4 protein-coding genes are annotated in these 17,429 nt (G+C 67.6%); 1 reads left to right on the forward strand and 3 read right to left on the reverse strand.

Annotation, left to right across the window (positions count from 1 at the left end):
- Positions 1-6: 6 nt before the first annotated feature.
- Both FHS42_RS33375 and FHS42_RS33380 read right to left on the reverse strand, forming a co-directional pair.
- Positions 7-1,320 carry a hypothetical protein gene (locus tag FHS42_RS33375; RefSeq protein ID WP_184579588.1) on the reverse strand — a complete coding sequence of 438 codons (1,314 nt, stop codon included), beginning with the start codon at positions 1,318-1,320 and terminating at the stop codon, positions 7-9.
- Positions 1,321-1,330: 10 nt separating this feature from the next.
- Positions 1,331-13,621: a polyketide synthase gene (locus tag FHS42_RS33380; RefSeq protein ID WP_184579590.1), complete on the reverse strand. Its 12,291-nt coding sequence runs from the start codon at positions 13,619-13,621 to the stop codon at positions 1,331-1,333.
- Between the two features lie 881 nt (positions 13,622-14,502).
- Here FHS42_RS33380 and FHS42_RS33385 point away from each other — a divergent pair.
- Positions 14,503-15,990 (forward strand): MFS transporter, encoded by a 1,488-nt coding sequence (locus tag FHS42_RS33385; protein WP_184579593.1) that lies wholly within the window; start codon positions 14,503-14,505, stop codon positions 15,988-15,990.
- 210 nt (positions 15,991-16,200) lie between these two features.
- On the opposite strand, the gene FHS42_RS33390 is transcribed toward FHS42_RS33385, so the two are convergent.
- Positions 16,201-17,403: an acetyl-CoA C-acetyltransferase gene (locus FHS42_RS33390; RefSeq protein ID WP_221477112.1), complete on the reverse strand. Its 1,203-nt coding sequence runs from the start codon at positions 17,401-17,403 to the stop codon at positions 16,201-16,203.
- Positions 17,404-17,429: the final 26 nt, after the last annotated feature.

The raw sequence follows: 17,429 nt of genomic DNA on the forward strand, positions 1-17,429 counted from the left end.
ACCCTCCTAGTTCGACAGCGCGTTGAGGCAGTTGCGCGCACGGTCAGGGAGTACGTACTCCCCGTCCTTCACGATGCGTTCGTACAGGCGCTCCACGCGCTCGTAGTGGTCATCGAGGTTCTGGTCCAACAGGTGGTACTCGGACTTGTTGTAGATGCCGAACTGGAGGTCGGTCATGAGCCCGAACGGATCGATGGAATCCGCGCGCACGCTGGTGCCGAATACCGTCCGCAGGAATTCGTCAACGCTCTCATAGCCGAGCGTGGCGAGCAGGAATTCTATGGACGCCCACTTGCGCTTGGTCTGGTAGGCGCGCTCTTCGGGGTCAACGATGAAATCGAGTCCGCTGGCCATGCCGCGCGGGTAGTGGACCCGGTTGAAGCATCGTAGGTCGATGGTCAACCGGTCCTTCGACGTCATCGGCAAGGTGCCGTCCGCGTGCGCGCGGTAGTTGTCAAAGACCAGTGCGTCTCCCACCCGAGAGTCGCAGTAGTACCCAGGGGACGGCGTGTCCGCGTAGCGCTTCTCCCAGTATTTGGCCATGAGGAAGTCGCGCACGGTGGGCAGGTCGAGTTCGGACAGCTTGCCTTCCAAGAAGAGGTGCAGGGCCTTGTCAACCGCCGCCTTCTCCTCGCCGTCCAGGCCGTACTCCAGCATTTTCTCGTAGACGTATTGCAGGTTCGGTGCCTCGACTTCGGCTTCCTCGAAGATGACGAAGGGCTGTCGGTCGAGGGGGGTGGGGGTCAGCGCGGTGTGGAAGCTGCGGTACTCGGTGGGGAAGCCGAGCTGCTTTTTCACCAGGGACGGGATTTGCAGCGCGATGCTGCTGGCCGCGTGGGTGCCGTATGGCCGCTTTTCGGCGGGCACGATGAAGGCGTTGACCACCGCCGTCTCAACTTCGGGAAAGTGCTCCTGCACGATGTCCTGGTTCAGGTCGTAGAAGCGCTTGGCCGACGGCACGAACAGGACGCAGTTCTCGAACATGGTGGAGACGGGGAAGTAGGCACCGAGTGAGGCCTCGGCGAAGCTTCCTTGGATGATGGCCTGGCACCGTAGTTGGCGAGCCAGGTTCTCGGCGAGATCGGCGTCCAGGTTCATCGGGACGACCTGGGTGGGCTGCACCTCGGGCACAAAGCGGCTCGGGTTGAGTGTCCGGCTCGGTGGCAGCCGGGATTCCATCTCGCCCTGGTCCACCGGGTACTTGTCGAGAACGGGGGCCAGCTGCTGGGCGTGCGCGGCAGCGGATGTGTGCAGGAAAGTGCCGGTCTTTTGGTAGGTGCCCGTCACCGGGGTCTCGTCTTCGACGGTTGCGTTGCTCATGGCGGTCTACTCACCTCTCCACTGGGTACGCCGCATTGATGCAGTCCACGTACTGTTGAACGAATTGCTCATCGACCGGCGGAGACGGATAGTCGGCTCGCCCGAATACGCCCTCACCCACGGGAAGCGCCGCGAACATATCCACCAGGCCCTCCTCCGTAAGGTCATCCACCAAGGCCGCGATGCGCGCCAGTGGACTCGTCGGATGGGCGTCGGCGTAGGCAAGTGCCTGCTGTCGCCATGTGTCGAACGGCACGATCTGTGCCCCGCCACTGGCGGCCCCGACCAGGCCGAAAAAGGTGTCGAAGGCCGGCGCCTGCGCGTTGACGAAGTCGTAGTCCTTGCCGATACGCGCCAGGTCGTCGGTCATCGCCTTGGCAACGCTCTGGCACAGGTAGTCCACCGGCAGCACGGCCGTGAGGTCGGCGTTCAGCGACGGGAAACTTCCCATGGCGATGCCGCCGACGATCAGATTGTGGAAGAAGTCGCCGCGATCGAGTCGGAAGTGGCCCGTACGGGTCGAGGCCGCCACGAACGGCAGCCGGTATACCGACGCCTTGGCGCCGCGCCAGCGCGCCGCCGCCACCATGTGCTCCGCCTGCCACTTGGAGGTGATGTAGCCGTATTCCCGGGCGTCCTCGGTGACCTCGTACCCCAGGTACTTGGGGAGCGTGGCGAAGGTCGAGATGAGGTGGACGGCCTTGCCGCGGCCCCGTGCGGCCAGGCGCAGGGCCTCGTGCGTGCTGATCACGTTGGGGCCGATGTAGTCCTCCAGCGGGCGCATCCAGTCCACGAGGGCCCCGGAGTGGCAGATGGCGTCCACCTGGTCCGCCAACTCGTCGAAGGCATCCTCGTCGAGCCCGAACAGGGGGCGGGTCAAGTCGCCCACGACCGGGTTGAGCAGCGGCGCGTACTCCTCCTTCCACAGGCCGTAGCCGTCGAGCGTGGTGGTCAGGCGCCGCATGGCCTGGCCTGGGTCCTCCGCTCGTACCAGGCAGTAGGCGATGACGCCCGACTCCAGCAGCTCGTGCAGCAAGAAGGCGCCGACGAATCCGGTCGCGCCCGTGACGAAGATCGACTCGGGGCGCGCCAAGGCCCCATCGGCGTTGTCGAATCGCAGGTCGGGGTGGAGCAGCCCCTTGTGAGCCAGCGACATGTCCAGGCCCGAGGTGTCGAGGGCCATGGCTGGGGTATCGACCGCCGTGGCCGGTGCTGGCGCCGGTTTGGGCGCCTGTTCGGCCGGCGCGTCCACTCCTGCTTCGACGAGCCTGGCCAGCAGGAAATCGGCGAGCGCCTTGAGGTGCGGGTGATCGAAGGCGATCTTGGCGGGCAGTGCGAGTCCGGTCAGGTCCGCCAACTGGTTACGCATCAAGACCGCGGTCAGCGAGTCGATGCCGATGTCCTGGAGCGGCAGGCTGACATCCACGTCATCCGGTGAGGAGAACCCGAGGGTCTTCGACACCTGGTCCCGTACCGCGTGCAGCACCACGGCCGCGTACTCATCGGGCGCGGCCTCGCCAAGCAGCTTGCGTAGATCCGTGGCCGCCGAGCCGCCGGCGGAGCGCCCGGCTGCGGTGCTGGTGGCCAGCGCGCGAAGCAGCGGCGGTAGGCCGCCCCGCTCCTCGTAGTAGTGCTGTGCGCGGCTCACGTCCAAGGCGGCGGACATGGTCAGCGCGCGGCCACTGGTGACCGCCAGTTCGAACAGTTCCAGTCCTTCTTCCGGCGCGAGCCGGTCCAGGCCGAGTTGGGCGAAGCGGAGGCGGTCGATGTCGCTGAGTCCGGCCACCATGCCCTCGCCCTCCCAGGGGCCGTACGCCACCGAGGTGGCCGGCAGCCCCTTGGCGCGGCGCAGGTGCGCCAGTGCGTCGAGGAAGGCGTTGGCGGCTGCGTAGTTGCCCTGGCCCGGTGCGCCCATGACGCTCGCTATGGAGGAGAACATCACGAAGAAGTCCAACTCTGCGCCCTGGGAGAGTTGGTGCAGGTTCCAGGCGCCGTCCAGCTTGGGCAAGAAGACCCCGTCGCACCGCTGCGGCGTCAAGGTGGTCAGGGCGCCGTCGTCAAGAACGCCGGCCGCGTGGACGACACCGCGCAGCGGCCGGTCCGCACCGAACATGGCCATGATCGACGTGACACTGTCGAGGTCCGCCACGTCGCAGGCCACCACGGTGGCTGTCGCGCCCAGTTCGGCCAACTCGTCCACGACCACCTGAGCACCGGGCGTTTCCATGCCGCGACGCGAGGCCAACACCAGGTCACGCACGCCGTGGGTGCTGGCCAGATAGGTGGCCACGCGCCGGCCGAGGTCACCGAGACCGCCGGAGACCAGCACCGCGCCGTCCGGCGTAATGAACCGCTGCTGCTCCGAGGGGACCAGCACGACCTTGCCCACGTGCCGCGCCCCGGCCATGAAGCGCAGCGCGTCGGACGTGTGCGTCATGGGGAAGGTGCGCAGCGGCAGGGGCCGCAGCTTGCCCTCGCCCAGTAGGCCCGCGATGGAGACCAGCATCGTGTGGATGAGGTCGGGGCCGGCCTCGGGCAGGTTGTAGACGGTGTAGGTCACGCCCGGGTGGTTCTCGTCGATCCAGGACTGATCCCGTAGATCGATCTTGCCCATCTCCAGGAATCGGCCGCCGTCGCCCAGCATGCCAAGGCTCGCGTCGATGAACTCGGTCGCCAGCGAGTTCAGTACGACGTCGAAGCGCCCGCTGGGCAGGCTCGGGCCGAAATGTTTGACGAAGCCCAGGTCACGAGAGGATGCAAGGTGGTCGTCGGCCAGGCCCGCTTCCCGCAGCGCCCACCACTTCGGCTCGCTGGCGGTGCCGTAGACCTCGGCGCCGTGCAGCTGGGCCAGTTGCACGGCCGCCATGCCCACACCGCCGGCAGCGGCGTGGACCAGTACGCGCTCACCCGGCTGTAGGGCACCTAGTTCATGCAGGCCGTACCAGGCCGTGAGGAACGTCATGGGGACGGTGGCGGCCTCCTCGAAGTCGAGGTTGTCCGGGATGCGCACCACGCGGCGTGCGTCGATGACGACCTCGGAGGCGAAGGAGCCACGGGCCAGTCCGAAGACCCGGTCGCCGACCTTCGCATGCTTGACGTCGGCCCCCGCCTCGGTGACGACACCGGCGAACTCAAGGCCGAATGCCGGGATCTCCACCATGCCCAGGGCGTTGAGTACGTCGAGGAAGTTCACACCGGTGGCCTTCACCTCGGCGCGGATCTCCCCCGCGGCCACCGCCACCTCCCGCATGGCCGTGACCCGCAAGGGCTCGTCCAGGCGTCCCTTGGCGGCGATCTCCAACTGCCACTTGCCCTCGGTGGGAAGCGCCACGTCCTTGGCCGAGCCGACCCGCAGAAGCTGCGGTACGAGCACGTCGCCGTAGCGCAGGGCGCACTCGGGTTCGGCTTCCAGCATCAGCGCCGTGGCGATGGCCTTGCGGTCCGCCGCCGCATCGCCGAGGTCGATGAGGCGCAGGGCCAGTTCGGGGTGTTCGTTGCGGGCGGTACGCATCAGGCCCCATAGGGGTCCTGCGCCGAGCCCGGTGACCGGGTCGTCGGCGCTCGTGCCCACCGCCTGCCGGGTGATCCACACCAGGGGGACCCGGAACTCGGTCTTGATCGCTTCTTGGAGTTGGGTGAGCGCCTTGGCGGTGAAGTCGTGCGCCTGGGACCGTACGTCCGCATCCGAGTCCCACAGGCACATCAGCCCGTCCAGGTCCTCGGCGTCTTCGAGGTCCGTGATCTTGATGACCTGGACACCGGCCTTGGTCAGGGCGGTCTTCACCTCCCGCGCCCATGTCACGTCGCCGGCCGGGCAGAGCATGCCCCAGGAGCCGCCGATTTCGATGTCGGCAGTGTGGGCAGTGGTGCCGGGGTTGCCGGTGTTGGCAGTGTTGGCAGTGTTGGCAGTGTCAACAATGTGCACCGGTCGCCAGTTGACGTCGAACTGGAAGCGCTCCACGCCGGCCGCGGCCAGGCGGCGCAACACCGCCCGGTCCACGCGCCGCGCGTGCAGGCGGTGCAGCCGGCCGACGTTGGTTCCCTCGGCGTTGTAGATGTCGAGCGAGGCCCAGAACTCACCGTCGCCGAGTTCGAAGTCGGCGACGCGTACCCAGATCTCCGACAGGCCCTTCTCGCGTAGCGTCAGGCGCTCGGCCTCGAACGGCACGAACAGATCGTCGCCGGTCGTGTTCTGTAGCCGCTGGGTCAGCAGCAGGGAGTGCATGGCCGAGTCGAGCAGGGCCGGGTGCAGGCCGTAGTGGCTGGCGGACTGCTCCGCGCTCTCCGGCAGCGCTGCCTTGGCCCATACCTCGTCCCCGATGTGCCAAGCCTCCTTGATGCCCTGGAAGGTCGGCCCGTAGCCGTAGCCGAGTGCGGCCAGGTCGCGGTACAGGGCGGACGCGTCGATGGGTTCGGCGCCGCTGGGCGGCAGGGTGACGTCGGCGGCGGGCTCGGTGTGCGCCGGTATGAGCTGGCCCTGCGCGTGCAGTTGCCAGCCGCCGTCCTGGCCCTCCGGAGAGCTGTAGACATGGACCGGGCGGGCGTCGCCGACCGCCGCGCTGACCGTGACCTGAAGCCGGACCGGCAGGTCCGCGGCGAGCACCAGGGGCGCGAGGATGACGACGTCCGCCAGGTCACACTCGCCAGCGCCGCTGGCGCCCCCCGCGGCGCTCATGGCCTCGAAGAACGCGGTGCCCGGCATGAGCACGGCGTCCATGACCTTGTGCTCTTGCACCCAGCTCGGTTCCTGGGCCCCCACCACGTTGGTAAACACGGACATCTCGGTGCCGGCGACGTCCATGCCACCGCCGAGGAGTAGGTGGTGGGTGTCGTTGAGGCCGGCACCGATCGTCCGCGAGACGGGCGGGTCGAACCAAAAGCGCTCGCGCTGGAAGGCGTAGGTCGGCAGGGCGATCCGTTCGCCACCGAAGGGCGCGAAGTAGCCCCGCCAGTCGATCGACACCTCGCGTACGTGCAACTCGGCGAGGCTACGCACCATGACCGAGGCGCCGTTCTTGGCCTTGGTCAGCGACGGCAGCCAGGCAATCGGCCCCTGGTCGGTCAGGCATGCCGCGCCCATGCCGGACAGGACCGGCTGCGGGCCCAGCTCCAAGAAGATGTTCGCGCCCTGCTGGTGCATGGTGCGCATGCCGTCGCTGAAGCGCACGGCGCCGCGTGTTTGGCGCACCCAGTAGTCGGGTCGCTCCAGCTCGCCCGGCCTGGCCAGCTCACCGGTCAGGCCGCTGACCAGTGCGAGCTTGGGCGGGTTGAAGCGTACGGTGGCGGCCACGGCCTGGAATGCGGCCAGCATGCCGTCCATGTGGTGCGAGTGGAAGGCGTGGGAGACCGTCAGTTCCTTGGCCTTGTGGCCGCGCTCCACGAAGTGGGCCGCCACCGCCTGCACCGCGTCGGTGTCACCGGACACGACGGTTTGTGTCGGCGTGTTGAAGCCGGCGATGTGGATCGTGCCGGTACGGCCCAGGGCCTCGATGGCCGCTTCCGCCTCCTCGCCGCTGCATTCCAGCGAGGCCATCGCGCCACTGCCGGGTAGGGCCCGCATCAACCGGCCGCGCGCTGCCACCAGGCGGCAGGCGTCGGGCAGGTCGAACACTCCCGCCGCATGGGCGGCGGCGTACTCACCGATGCTGTGGCCGAGCAGCAGCTCCGGCCGCACGCCCCAGCTCTCCCACAGCCGCCACAGCGCCACCTCAAGCGCGAACAGGGCAGGTTGGGTGAAGTCGGTGCGGTGGAGCAAGGTGGCGTCGGCGCTGTCGGGCTCGGCCCACATGACGTCGAGCAGGGGCCTTTCCAGCTCGGTGAAGTGGGCCGCGATCTCGTCAAGCGCAGCACGGAAGACGGGATAGACGTCGTACACGTCCTTGCCCATGCCCGGCAGCTGGCTGCCCTGGCCGGTGAACAGGGCGGCCAGGCGGGAGTCCCCGTCGAGGTCTGCGGTACGTACCGCGTCGCTCGGAAGTTCGCCGGTGCGGGCGAAGGAGGCCAAGTGGTCGAGGAGTTCGGCCTTGTTCTTGGCCATCAGGACAAGGCGCCTGCGGAAGTGGCTGCGGGTGGTCGCCAGGGAGCGGGCCACATCGCCGATGCGGTCGTGGATGTTCATGCCCAGGTGCAGGTGCAGGTTCTCCGCCTGCTCCCGCAGGGCGGTATCGGTGTAGCCGGACACCAGGAACGGCACCGCGGGCGGCAGCGGGGCCAGCGCCCTCGCGTCGGCCGCATCGGCCGCGGGCTTCGGCGGCTCCTCGACGATGACGTGTGCGTTGGTACCGCCGATACCGAACGAGCTGACGCCGGCGCGGCGCGGGATGTCCTTCGCCGGCCAGGCACGCTCCTCTTGCACCAGCGCCATCCCGGCGCCCTTCCAGTCCACCGCCGGGGTGGGTTCCGTGACGTGCAGGGTGCGGGGTAGCAGGTCGTGCTGCATGGCGAGCACGACCTTCATCACCCCGGCCAGGCCGGCAGCCGCCTGGGTGTGGCCCACGTTGGACTTGGCCGAACCGACCCACAGGGGCTCCGCCTGCGGCTGCGGGCGGCTGCCGCCGAAGATCTCCGCGAGGGCCGTGCCCTCGATGGGGTCGCCCAGCTTGGTGCCGGTGCCGTGGGCCTCCAGGTAGTCGATGTCGCCGGGCTGGAGCCCCGATGCGGCGAGTGCCGCGCGAATGACGCGTTGCTGGGCGGGGCCGCTGGGCGTGGTCAGGCTGGCGCTGTGGCCGTCGTGGTTGACGGCGGTGCCGCGCAGCACGGCCACGATGGGGTCGCCGTCTCGTTGCGCGTCGGACAGCCGCTTGAGCACGACGGCGGCGGAGCCCTCGCTCCAGCCGGTGCCATCGGTGTCGGACGAGAAGGACCGGCAGCGGCCGTCCGCCGACATGCCCCGCAGCCGGCTGAACTCCACGTGCAGTTCGGGCGAGAGCATCAGGCTGATGCCCGCCGACACCGCCATGTCGCACTCGCCGTTACGCAGCGCGTTGCAGGCCAGATGGGTGGTCACCAGCGAGGACGAACACGCCGTGTCCAGGGTCAGCGTGGGCCCTTGCAGACCAAACACATAGGACACCCGGCCGGACATGGTGCCACCGGCGGAACCCGGGCCCACATATCCGTCCAGGTCGGACAGTCCGCCGGCGAGGGTGAGACCGTATTCGTGGTACGCGGAGGTCTTGCCGACGCCGATGAACGCGCCCGTTTGGCTGCCGCGCAGTTGCTCCACGGTGTAGCCGGCGCGCTCGAACGCCTCCCACGTGGTTTCCAACGCCATGCGCTGCATCGGGTCGAGCGACCGTGCCTCGCGGGGCGAGATGCCGAAGAAGGGGGCGTCGAACAGGTCGATGGGGGTGACGAAGCCGCCTCGGTTGCAGTACGACTTGCCGGTCGCCTCCGGGTCCGGGTCGTACAGCGCGGCGGCGTCCCAGCGATCCGCCGGTACGTCCACGATCCCATCGCCGCCGCGTGCCAGCAACTCCCAGAACTCTTCCGGAGAGTTGGCGTCTCCGGGCAGCCGGCAGGCCATGGAGATGATGGCGATGGGCTCATCGTGGCTGGCGGGGCGGCGCGCGGGAACGATGGCGGGGCTGGTGGTGTCGCCGCCGGCCAGGTAGGCCGCAAGGGCCCTGACGGTGAAGTGCTCGAACAGCTTGGGCCCTGATATGGGGCGTCCCAGCAACTCTTCGAGCTGGGTTTGTACGCGCACGACCCGCAGTGAGGTGCCGCCGATTTCGAAGAAGTTCTCGTTGATGCCGATCCGGTCGTGGCCCAGCACATCCGTCCACACGGCCACGATGTCGCGTTCGAGTTCGGTGGCCGGCTTGGCCGTGGGGGTGAGCTCCGCCACGGGGTCCGGCAGCGCCTTGCGGTCGATCTTGCCGTTGGGGGTCAGCGGCAACGCGTCCAGCTCCACGATGAAGGCGGGCACCATATAGTCCGGTATGCGCCCGGCTAGCCAGGGGCGCAGCACCCGGCCGAGGTGGACCTTGGACGGTTCGCCCACGGCGGGCACGTTCGCGTACGGGGCGAGTGCGTCGCGCGCCATGGCCTCCGCGGGGCGCAGGCCCAGATCCGGGGTCTGACCCGGGTGCCAGAACAGGGCGTCGAAGCTCCACTTGTCGCCGGAGCGGCTGGGCAGCAGGGCCAGCTCCACGCCGGCCTCGCTCGCACGGTCTGCCAGGTCCTGTGGATCGACCCACGACGCGGGCGCCTGCGGGGCGTCGTCCAAGGCGGCCGAGATACGGCGGTGCACCTCGCCCAGCCGGCCGTTGGGAATGTCGGTCAGGCGCAGGGGCCGATCGCTGTGCGTGCTCAACGTCTCGCGCAGCCACGCCATGTCGAGTTGGTCCTCGCGCCAGTTCTTCTCGGTGGTCGGCGCCGGGGCGGGGGTCTGGTCGCCCGCACCGATATGGAGCGTGACGTCGAAGCGGTAGCGCGTCATCTCGTTGACGTAGTGGCCATCACGCAAGGTGATATCGACGCGGTTGATGCGGGGGAAGAGGCTGGGCAGGTTGGCGAAGTAGTCGGGGGCAACCACCAATTCGCGCTCTGAGCGCATCGCTCGCTTCGCGTGGCGGGCCAGTTCCTCGTCGGATATGTCGCCGTTGCCGCGGAAGTGCGTCACGTCGGCGTGGAAGACGTTCAGCAGCGATAGATCGCGTACGTCACCGATGAACACGCGGCCTGTATCGACCGCCTTGGTCGCCCATTCCAGTACCGAGGTCAGATAGTCAACGGTGGGGAAGTATTGGGCCACCGAATTGATGACGATGGTGTCGAAGGCGCCTTCGGCCACCTCGGGCAGATCATGGGCCGAGCGATGTTCGCAGGTCACATGCGGCAGGGAGGTGAGGTGTGCGCGGGTGACTGCCACGGCTTGTTCGGAGGCGTCTACCGCGTGGTAAGTGGTGCAGTGCGGCGCGAGGCTGAACAACATCAGACCGCTGCCGAACCCGATTTCGAACACGTTGTGCGGCGCGTACGACAAGATGCGGCGCACGGAACTCGACTGCCAGTCGCGCATTTCGGCAGCGGAGAAGGGCTGCCCGTCGTAACTGTTGCGCCATCCCACCACATTGAACTCTGGGTCCGCGGCCTCGGTCTCATAGGCAAGATTCCAGGCCCCCGCCCACTGCGCCACGGCCGCGCTCTGGTCGGCCTGGCCTTGACCCGAATCGGTGGCTGGTGCGGCGTCGCGTACGCAGTAGGCGACCAACTGCTCGTCATGGCCGACCACCACCGCGCGGCTCACGTCCTCGTGACTGAGGATGGCCGATTCGATATCGCCCAACTCGATGCGGCGGCCCCGCAGTTTGACCTGCCGGTCGTTGCGTCCGAGCAGGCTCAGCTTGCCGGGTTCGACATAGCGGGCCAGATCGCCGGTGCGGTAGAGCATGCCGTCGTGGAAGGGGTTGGCCACGAAACGCAGTCGGGTCTGCTCGGGGTCGTTGTGGTAACCGCGCGCCACTCCGGCGCCCCCGATGCACAACTCGCCTATGAAGCCGGGCAGCACTGGCGATAGCTCGTCGTCGAGTACGTAGAGCTGGGTATTGGCGATCGGATCGCCGATGACGATATCGCCGCCCTCTCGCACCTGCCAGATGCTCGACCATACGGTGGTCTCTGTCGGGCCGTACATGTTCCACACCGAGTCACCGACCGCGAGCAGCCGGTCCGCCAGGTGCCGGGGCAACGCTTCGCCCCCGCAGAGGACCTTCGACAGCCTGGGCGTGCCCTGCCAGCCTGAGTCGAGGAGCAACTGCCAGGTGGCGGGGGTGCCCTGCATCATGGTGATCGCGTGCCGCTCCAGGAGCGCGAGCAGCGCTTTGGCGTCGATGACCTCATGGGCCTGGGCGATGACCGTGGTCGCGCCGCACAGCAGCGGCAAGAACAGCTCAAGGACCGCGATATCGAAGGAAACGGTGGTGACCGCAAGAAGCCGGTCCGTGCCATCGCAACCCGGCTGCCGCTCCATCGAGGACAGGAAGTTGCACAACGCACCGTGACGGATCTCGACGCCCTTGGGGTGGCCGGTCGAACCAGAGGTGTAGATGACGTACGCCAAATCGTCGGCGGACACCGCAACCTCGGGATTGTCGCCGTGCGCGTCGGAGTGCGCCGGCACCTCGTTAACGCTCAAGCAGCGAGTGGCCCAGGTCGAAAGGCTGGCGGGGGGCGCGGCGGGCGTGACGATCAGCTTGAGATCGGCAACGTCGTTCATCAAGCGGATGCGGGCGGCCGGATAGGTCGGATCGATCGGCACATAGGCCGCGCCCGTCTTCAGGACCGCCAGCAAGGCCACGACCAAGTCAATGGACCGATCCAGCGCTACCCCGATCAAGTCGCCGCGACCGACGCCGCGATCAATCAGGACATGGGCGAGACGGTTGGCCTGGGAATTGAGTGCTTGATACGTCAGTGTGGAGTCCGCGCACACCAACGCGGTGCGCGCAGCATGGGTGTGGGCGGCGTCTTCGAAGCGGCGATGCAGGCAATGCCCCAAGAGGGCTGCGTCTGCGGTGGCGTCGAAATCCCCGATCAGAGCCCGGCGTTCGGGGGCCGCGATGGCGTCCACGGAAGTCGGCTGCCGGTCTTCCATAGAGGGCAGTCGCTCACACCAGGTGCCGAATTGGTCTGCCAGTTGAGCGACGTCCTGACGGGAGATGCGCGTCGCGTCATAGCGGAGCACCACCGTTTCGGCGTCGTCCTGAACGTCGAGTTCCAGCCGTGGCCCGTGGCCGGTGCCGGACGATGGGTGTGCCGTATCGGTAAGGGTCTGGCCGCCCCAGGTGATCAACACATCCGGCGTCAGGGCGCCGTCGTCCCAAAGGCGTCGGAGAACGTCATCGCGACCGATGGCATCGCGGCGAAGCCACCCGCGCCCCAGACCGAGCATGAACTCCCGACCGAGGGCCCGAATGTTTTCCGCAATGGTCTTACCGTCGTCGATATGAGCCAAGAGGGGAAGCCAGGAGGCGAATAGGTCCTGATAGTCCGCGTCGATGTCATCGCGAGGTGCAGCCATCGCGAGGTGGATGTCCTGCTTGCCGGTCGCCCGACTGAGGAATACGGCCAAGGCGCCGGCCAGATAGGCAGCAAAGGACGCCTTGTCGCCCTCTTGGCCCGCTGGGGCCGTCGGGCGGACCTGAACGGTGACGGGCGAGGTGTCCTGTTCTTCCCCGGGCTTGGGCGGCGGATAGGGAAGGCGGTACGGGTCGCTGCCCGCGATCAAGCGCTCGCGCCAGTGGGTGCCTGCCTTGGATGCCTTGACGCCTGCCTCGGTGAGGCGGGCCGCGATCGCGTCGGCGGGGGTGGTCAGCGTCATGCCGGGCGCGATGCCGCCGGTGGACGCGAGGTCACCGCCGGTGAGCGGATCGCCTTCCAAGGTGCTCAGGCGGGTCAGATAGATGGTGTCGGAGGCCGTGGTGATCTGCGCACCGGACGCGTCGTCACAGGAGACGACCGTGCCGGGAGCGACGTCGCATGCCGTGGCGTCATCGGCCGCGGCACTGCCGGTCGTTACGTTGCCTGCCACGGCACCCGCTGCCACCGCGCCTGCTGTCGCGGCGTTGCCGATGCGGGCTTCGCGGACGGCGAAGAAGCGGCCGTTGACACACACCTTGGGCCACACCAGGGGGCTACCGAAGGGGCCGTAGTCCGTGGCGCGGATCTGGGCGATGATGCGCTCGGCACCCTGCCGCCAGTCGATCAGTCCTTCGGCGGCGAACTGGGTGTGTCGCGAGAAGTAGCGGCGCGTCGTGAGGTCTTGGGGCGTCGCCGTCTCGCGGCCTGCTGCGATCTCCTCCATCAGCTCGGCCACACTGGAGATGGCCGCCTCGTCGCATTTCAAGCCCAGCGACAGGGCCGTCTCAGTGGGCTCGATGCGTACCGGGACGCGCTTGAGGATGTCGCCACCATCGACCAGCCTGCCCATCCGATGCCACGTGATGGCGTACTCGCTCGCACCATCGGCGATGGCCCAAGACGGCGCGTGCAGGCCCGAATACTCGGGCAGCGGACCGTAGTGGTAGTTGACACCTGCGCGCCGCGCGCAATCCAGCAACGCGTCAGGTACGAGTGCATAGTTGCCGACGCTTAACAGCACGTCGCAGGTCAGTTCCGGCGCACGGGCGACGGCCTCGCCGAGTTCATGGTGGGCGATTCCTGCCTTGGTCGCCCAAGAACGTGCCACGGAGTCACCGGTCACCACCGCCCTAATCCGGTGCCCCTTCGATAGGAGAATGTCGCCGCAACGCGCGAGCACACTCCCACTACCGATCAAGATGGAATTCAAAGAAGTCATCGCCCCGTCTCCCCGAGTTCATCTCTCATGCGTTCGTTCAACGCGCATCTATTCCGCGGTAATGGCAGCGCCTACCGCTTCAACTCGCGCGACGTCGAGGGGTAGTTGAGCCGACCTGGCCCGTGTCACATCAGGTGCATATCGTGCCGCATCGCGGCCCGCGAGTACCGGCATCGAGATCAAAACGGGGCGTCCGCCGCCCCCGCGCCCATTTCAGAGTCCCCCCAGACCCAGCACCGATTCCTACCTACTCAACAGCCCCATCGACAGCCATAGACCAACGGCCTGCGCCGCCAAGGCCGAAGTACGAAGTACGGGATGCGCTGCATGTGCGGCATCCGCCGGTGCACGCTGGACGTTCACCATGCTCAGCATGTGGGTGGCCCACCGCAAGGCACGATACGTAGATTATTTCGTAGACCTCAAGTGATTGTCATCACATGCGCGAGTCATATGCACAAGCGTCATCATCATCCGACACAAGCGCCATCGCCCTCATCACCGAACCGCGCTGCCTGGCATTGACTGCCTGCCTGTTGGTGCCGGAGACTCACCCTGCGTCAAACGCCGGTAGGCCATATGAGGTCCCCCAGATGACTCGAAGTAGCCGCTGTAGCTCCGCACTTGATGGTATGTCACCTGGCTGCGACAGCCCAGCGCCTGCGGTCCTTATGCGGCGGCATGGGGACTTAGGGAGGTGGAGATGACCGCGGCCGTAGTGGGCGCCTGAGTCGCCTACTCGCACCGAATGCCGTTTATTAAGGCCCAGTTCACATCGGCGCCTACTGTTGCCGAACTCGTCCGGCTCTACCAGCTCACCATGCCACCACCGAGTTATTCCCACGAACGCGACCCACCCATCCTGATGAGGGGATCGGCCCATGTCCGACGATTCGGTCGAGCCGCAGCGCAAGCGCGACGCAGCGGACCGATCTCGCGTCTTTGTGCTCTGTAGCGGCGCCAGTTTTCTGGCGTTTCTCGACCTCTCCATCATCAGCATCGCCTTTCCCGATATTCTCAATGACTTTCCGCACACCACGCTCAACAACATGACGTGGGTCGTCAGCGGCTATGCGGTCATGTTGGCCGCCACGCTGGCCTGCGCCGGCCGGGTCGCGGACAGCGTCGGCCGGCGGGCCGTCTTTCTCTGGTCACTCGCCGGCTTTTCGATCGCCTCACTCGTGTGCGCGGTGGCACCGTCCGTCTGGTGGCTCATTGCCGCGCGATTCGTCCAGGGGGTGGCGGCAGGTGGCATGATTCCCGCCGCACTGGGATTGATTTTGGCGACGACACCCCGCGAGCACATTCCGCGTGCGGTAGGCGCCTGGTCCGCGGTGGCGGGATTCTCGGCCGTGATCGGACCGGCGGTAGGGGGGCTACTCCTGCGCGCCTTCGGATGGCGATCGGTGTTTTACATCAACCTGCCCTTGTGTACCGCGCTGTTGATTGGCGGCCTGCTGGCCCTGCCGAGGCACCTGCGTGGTTCCGGTGAGCGGTTGCCTGATCCGGTGGGCAGCGCCGCCCTCGCCTTGGGCATCGCCGGTGTCGTCAGTGCGCTCACCGAGGGAGACGCATGGGGCTGGGGGGATGCCCGAACGATCGGGCTTGGCGTCGTCGGCATCGCGCTGATCGTCGGCACCGTCCTGCGTTCGCGTACGCACCAGGCTCCGGCCATCGACATCGCGGTCTGGCGCAGCCCCGTCTACAAGATCGCCAACCTCGGCCTCGGCATGCTCAACATGACGATGTTCGCCTGGATGCTGGCCGCCCCGTTGTTCGCCGCATCCGTGTGGCATTGGTCGGTCCTGGAAACGGCCGGTGCGCTGAGCATCGGTGCCGTCTCCTCGATGGTCGGCTCGCTGTCGGCTGGCCGCGTCACCGCCCCGGCGGCCCAGGTGAAGGTGGCGGTGTTGGGCTCCCTGCTCTTCGCGGGCAGCAACGCGATCTGGGCCTCCGACCTGTTCGGCGCAGAACCGAACTTCTGGGGCGGGTGGCTCCCTGCCTCACTGCTCGGCGGCGGGGGCCTGGGCCTGGCGATTACCTGCCTTTCCACCTTGGCGGCCAAGACAGTGCCGCCCGTCGCGTTCGCCAGCGGGCTCGGCATGACCTTGACGGTTCGTCAGGTGGGTGGCGCGGTCGGCGTCGCCGGACTGGCCTCGATCATGGCATCGAGCGCGGTGCCCGAAAGCGTCTCGTCCTTCCACCACGTGTACGCCGTCGCGATGGACATCAACATCCTGTGCGCCCTGATCGTCAGCGTACTGCTGCTCACACTCCGACCGTCGGCAACACCTGACGTAGCACTGCCCGGGACTTCCGCCCCCGCTCCCGCCGACCGGCACGCCCGTGGTGAGGGAGCCTCCGGGTGACCGGAAGCTGACGCTGAGCTGAGCTGAGCCACCGTACGGCAGTGCTACGCCCCTACCCCGAGCCCGCCCCGGGTCCGCGTCCTCAACCGGCGCGAACGACCGGGCGATCGTGCGCGGCGACCCATGTCCGTGCGCGATCGCCCAGGTCGATCACCTCTTACGTACAACCGTCAGGTGCTACGTAAAACCGTCAGGTCTTACGTGAAAACGTCAGGCGCCCGGCACGCGGATCAGCAGCGCGTCGCCCTGACCGCCGCCGCCACACAGCGCCGCCGCGCCGAGGCCGCCACCGCGGCGGCGCAGCTCGTAGGCCAGGTGCACGATGATCCGGGCGCCTGAGGCGCCGATCGGATGGCCGAGCGCGATCGCTCCGCCATCGACATTGACGATGTCCGGGCTGATGCCCAGCTTCTCGGTGGCCACGATGCCGACCGCGGAGAACGCCTCGTTGATCTCCACCAGGTCCAGGTCGCTGACCTCAAGCTTGGCCTTGGCCAGCGCCGCCTTGATCGCATTCGACGGCTGCTCATGCAGGCTCCCGTCCGGACCTGCCACCACGCCGTGCGCGCCGATCTCCGCGATCCAGGACAGGCCCAGCTCCTCGGCCTTGGCCTTGCTCGCCACGACCACCGCTGCGGCGCCATCGGAGATCTGCGAGGCCGAACCGGCAGTGATGGTGCCGTCTTTGCGGTACGCGGGGCGCAGCTTCGCCAAAACCTCCACCGTGGTGTCGGGACGCACGCCCTCGTCGGTGTCGAACACCACCGGGTCACCCTTGCGCTGCGGGATGGTCACCGGCACCAGTTCCTCGGCGAACCGCCCCTCGGCCGCCGCGGCGGCTACCCGCTGGTGCGACGCGGCGGCGAACGCGTCCTGCTTCTCGCGGGTCAGCCCCTCGTAGCGGCTGTTGTACTTCTCGGTCGAGTCACCCATGCCCAACTGGTCGAACGGGCAGAACAAGCCGTCGTAGACCATGTGGTCGGTCAGGGGGACCTCACCGTGCTTGAAGCCCGCACGCGACTTGGTCAAGAGGTGCGGTGCCTGGGTCATGGACTCCATGCCACCCGCGACGATCAGGTCGAACTCACCGGCCCTGATCAACTGGTCGGCCAGCGCAATGGCGTTGATGCCGGACAAACACACCTTGTTGACGGTCAGCGCCGGGGTACTCATGGGGATGCCGGCGGCCACTGCGGCCTGGCGGGCCGGGATCTGCCCGGCGCCCGCGGTGAGCACCTGGCCCATGATCGTGTACTCAACCTGTTCGGGCGCCACGCCCGCCTTCTCCAACGCCGCCTTGATCGCGATGCCGCCCAGCTGGACCCCGGAGAAGTCCTTGAGTGCGCCAAGCAAGCGACCGGTGGGGGTGCGGGCCCCGGCGAGGATGACAGATCCAGACACAGCGTCCTCCATAGGCAGAAGTTCGTGGTCGGTAACTT

The sequence above is a fragment of the Streptomyces zagrosensis genome (genome assembly GCF_014203645.1).
GTDB lineage: Bacteria > Actinomycetota > Actinomycetes > Streptomycetales > Streptomycetaceae > Streptomyces > Streptomyces zagrosensis.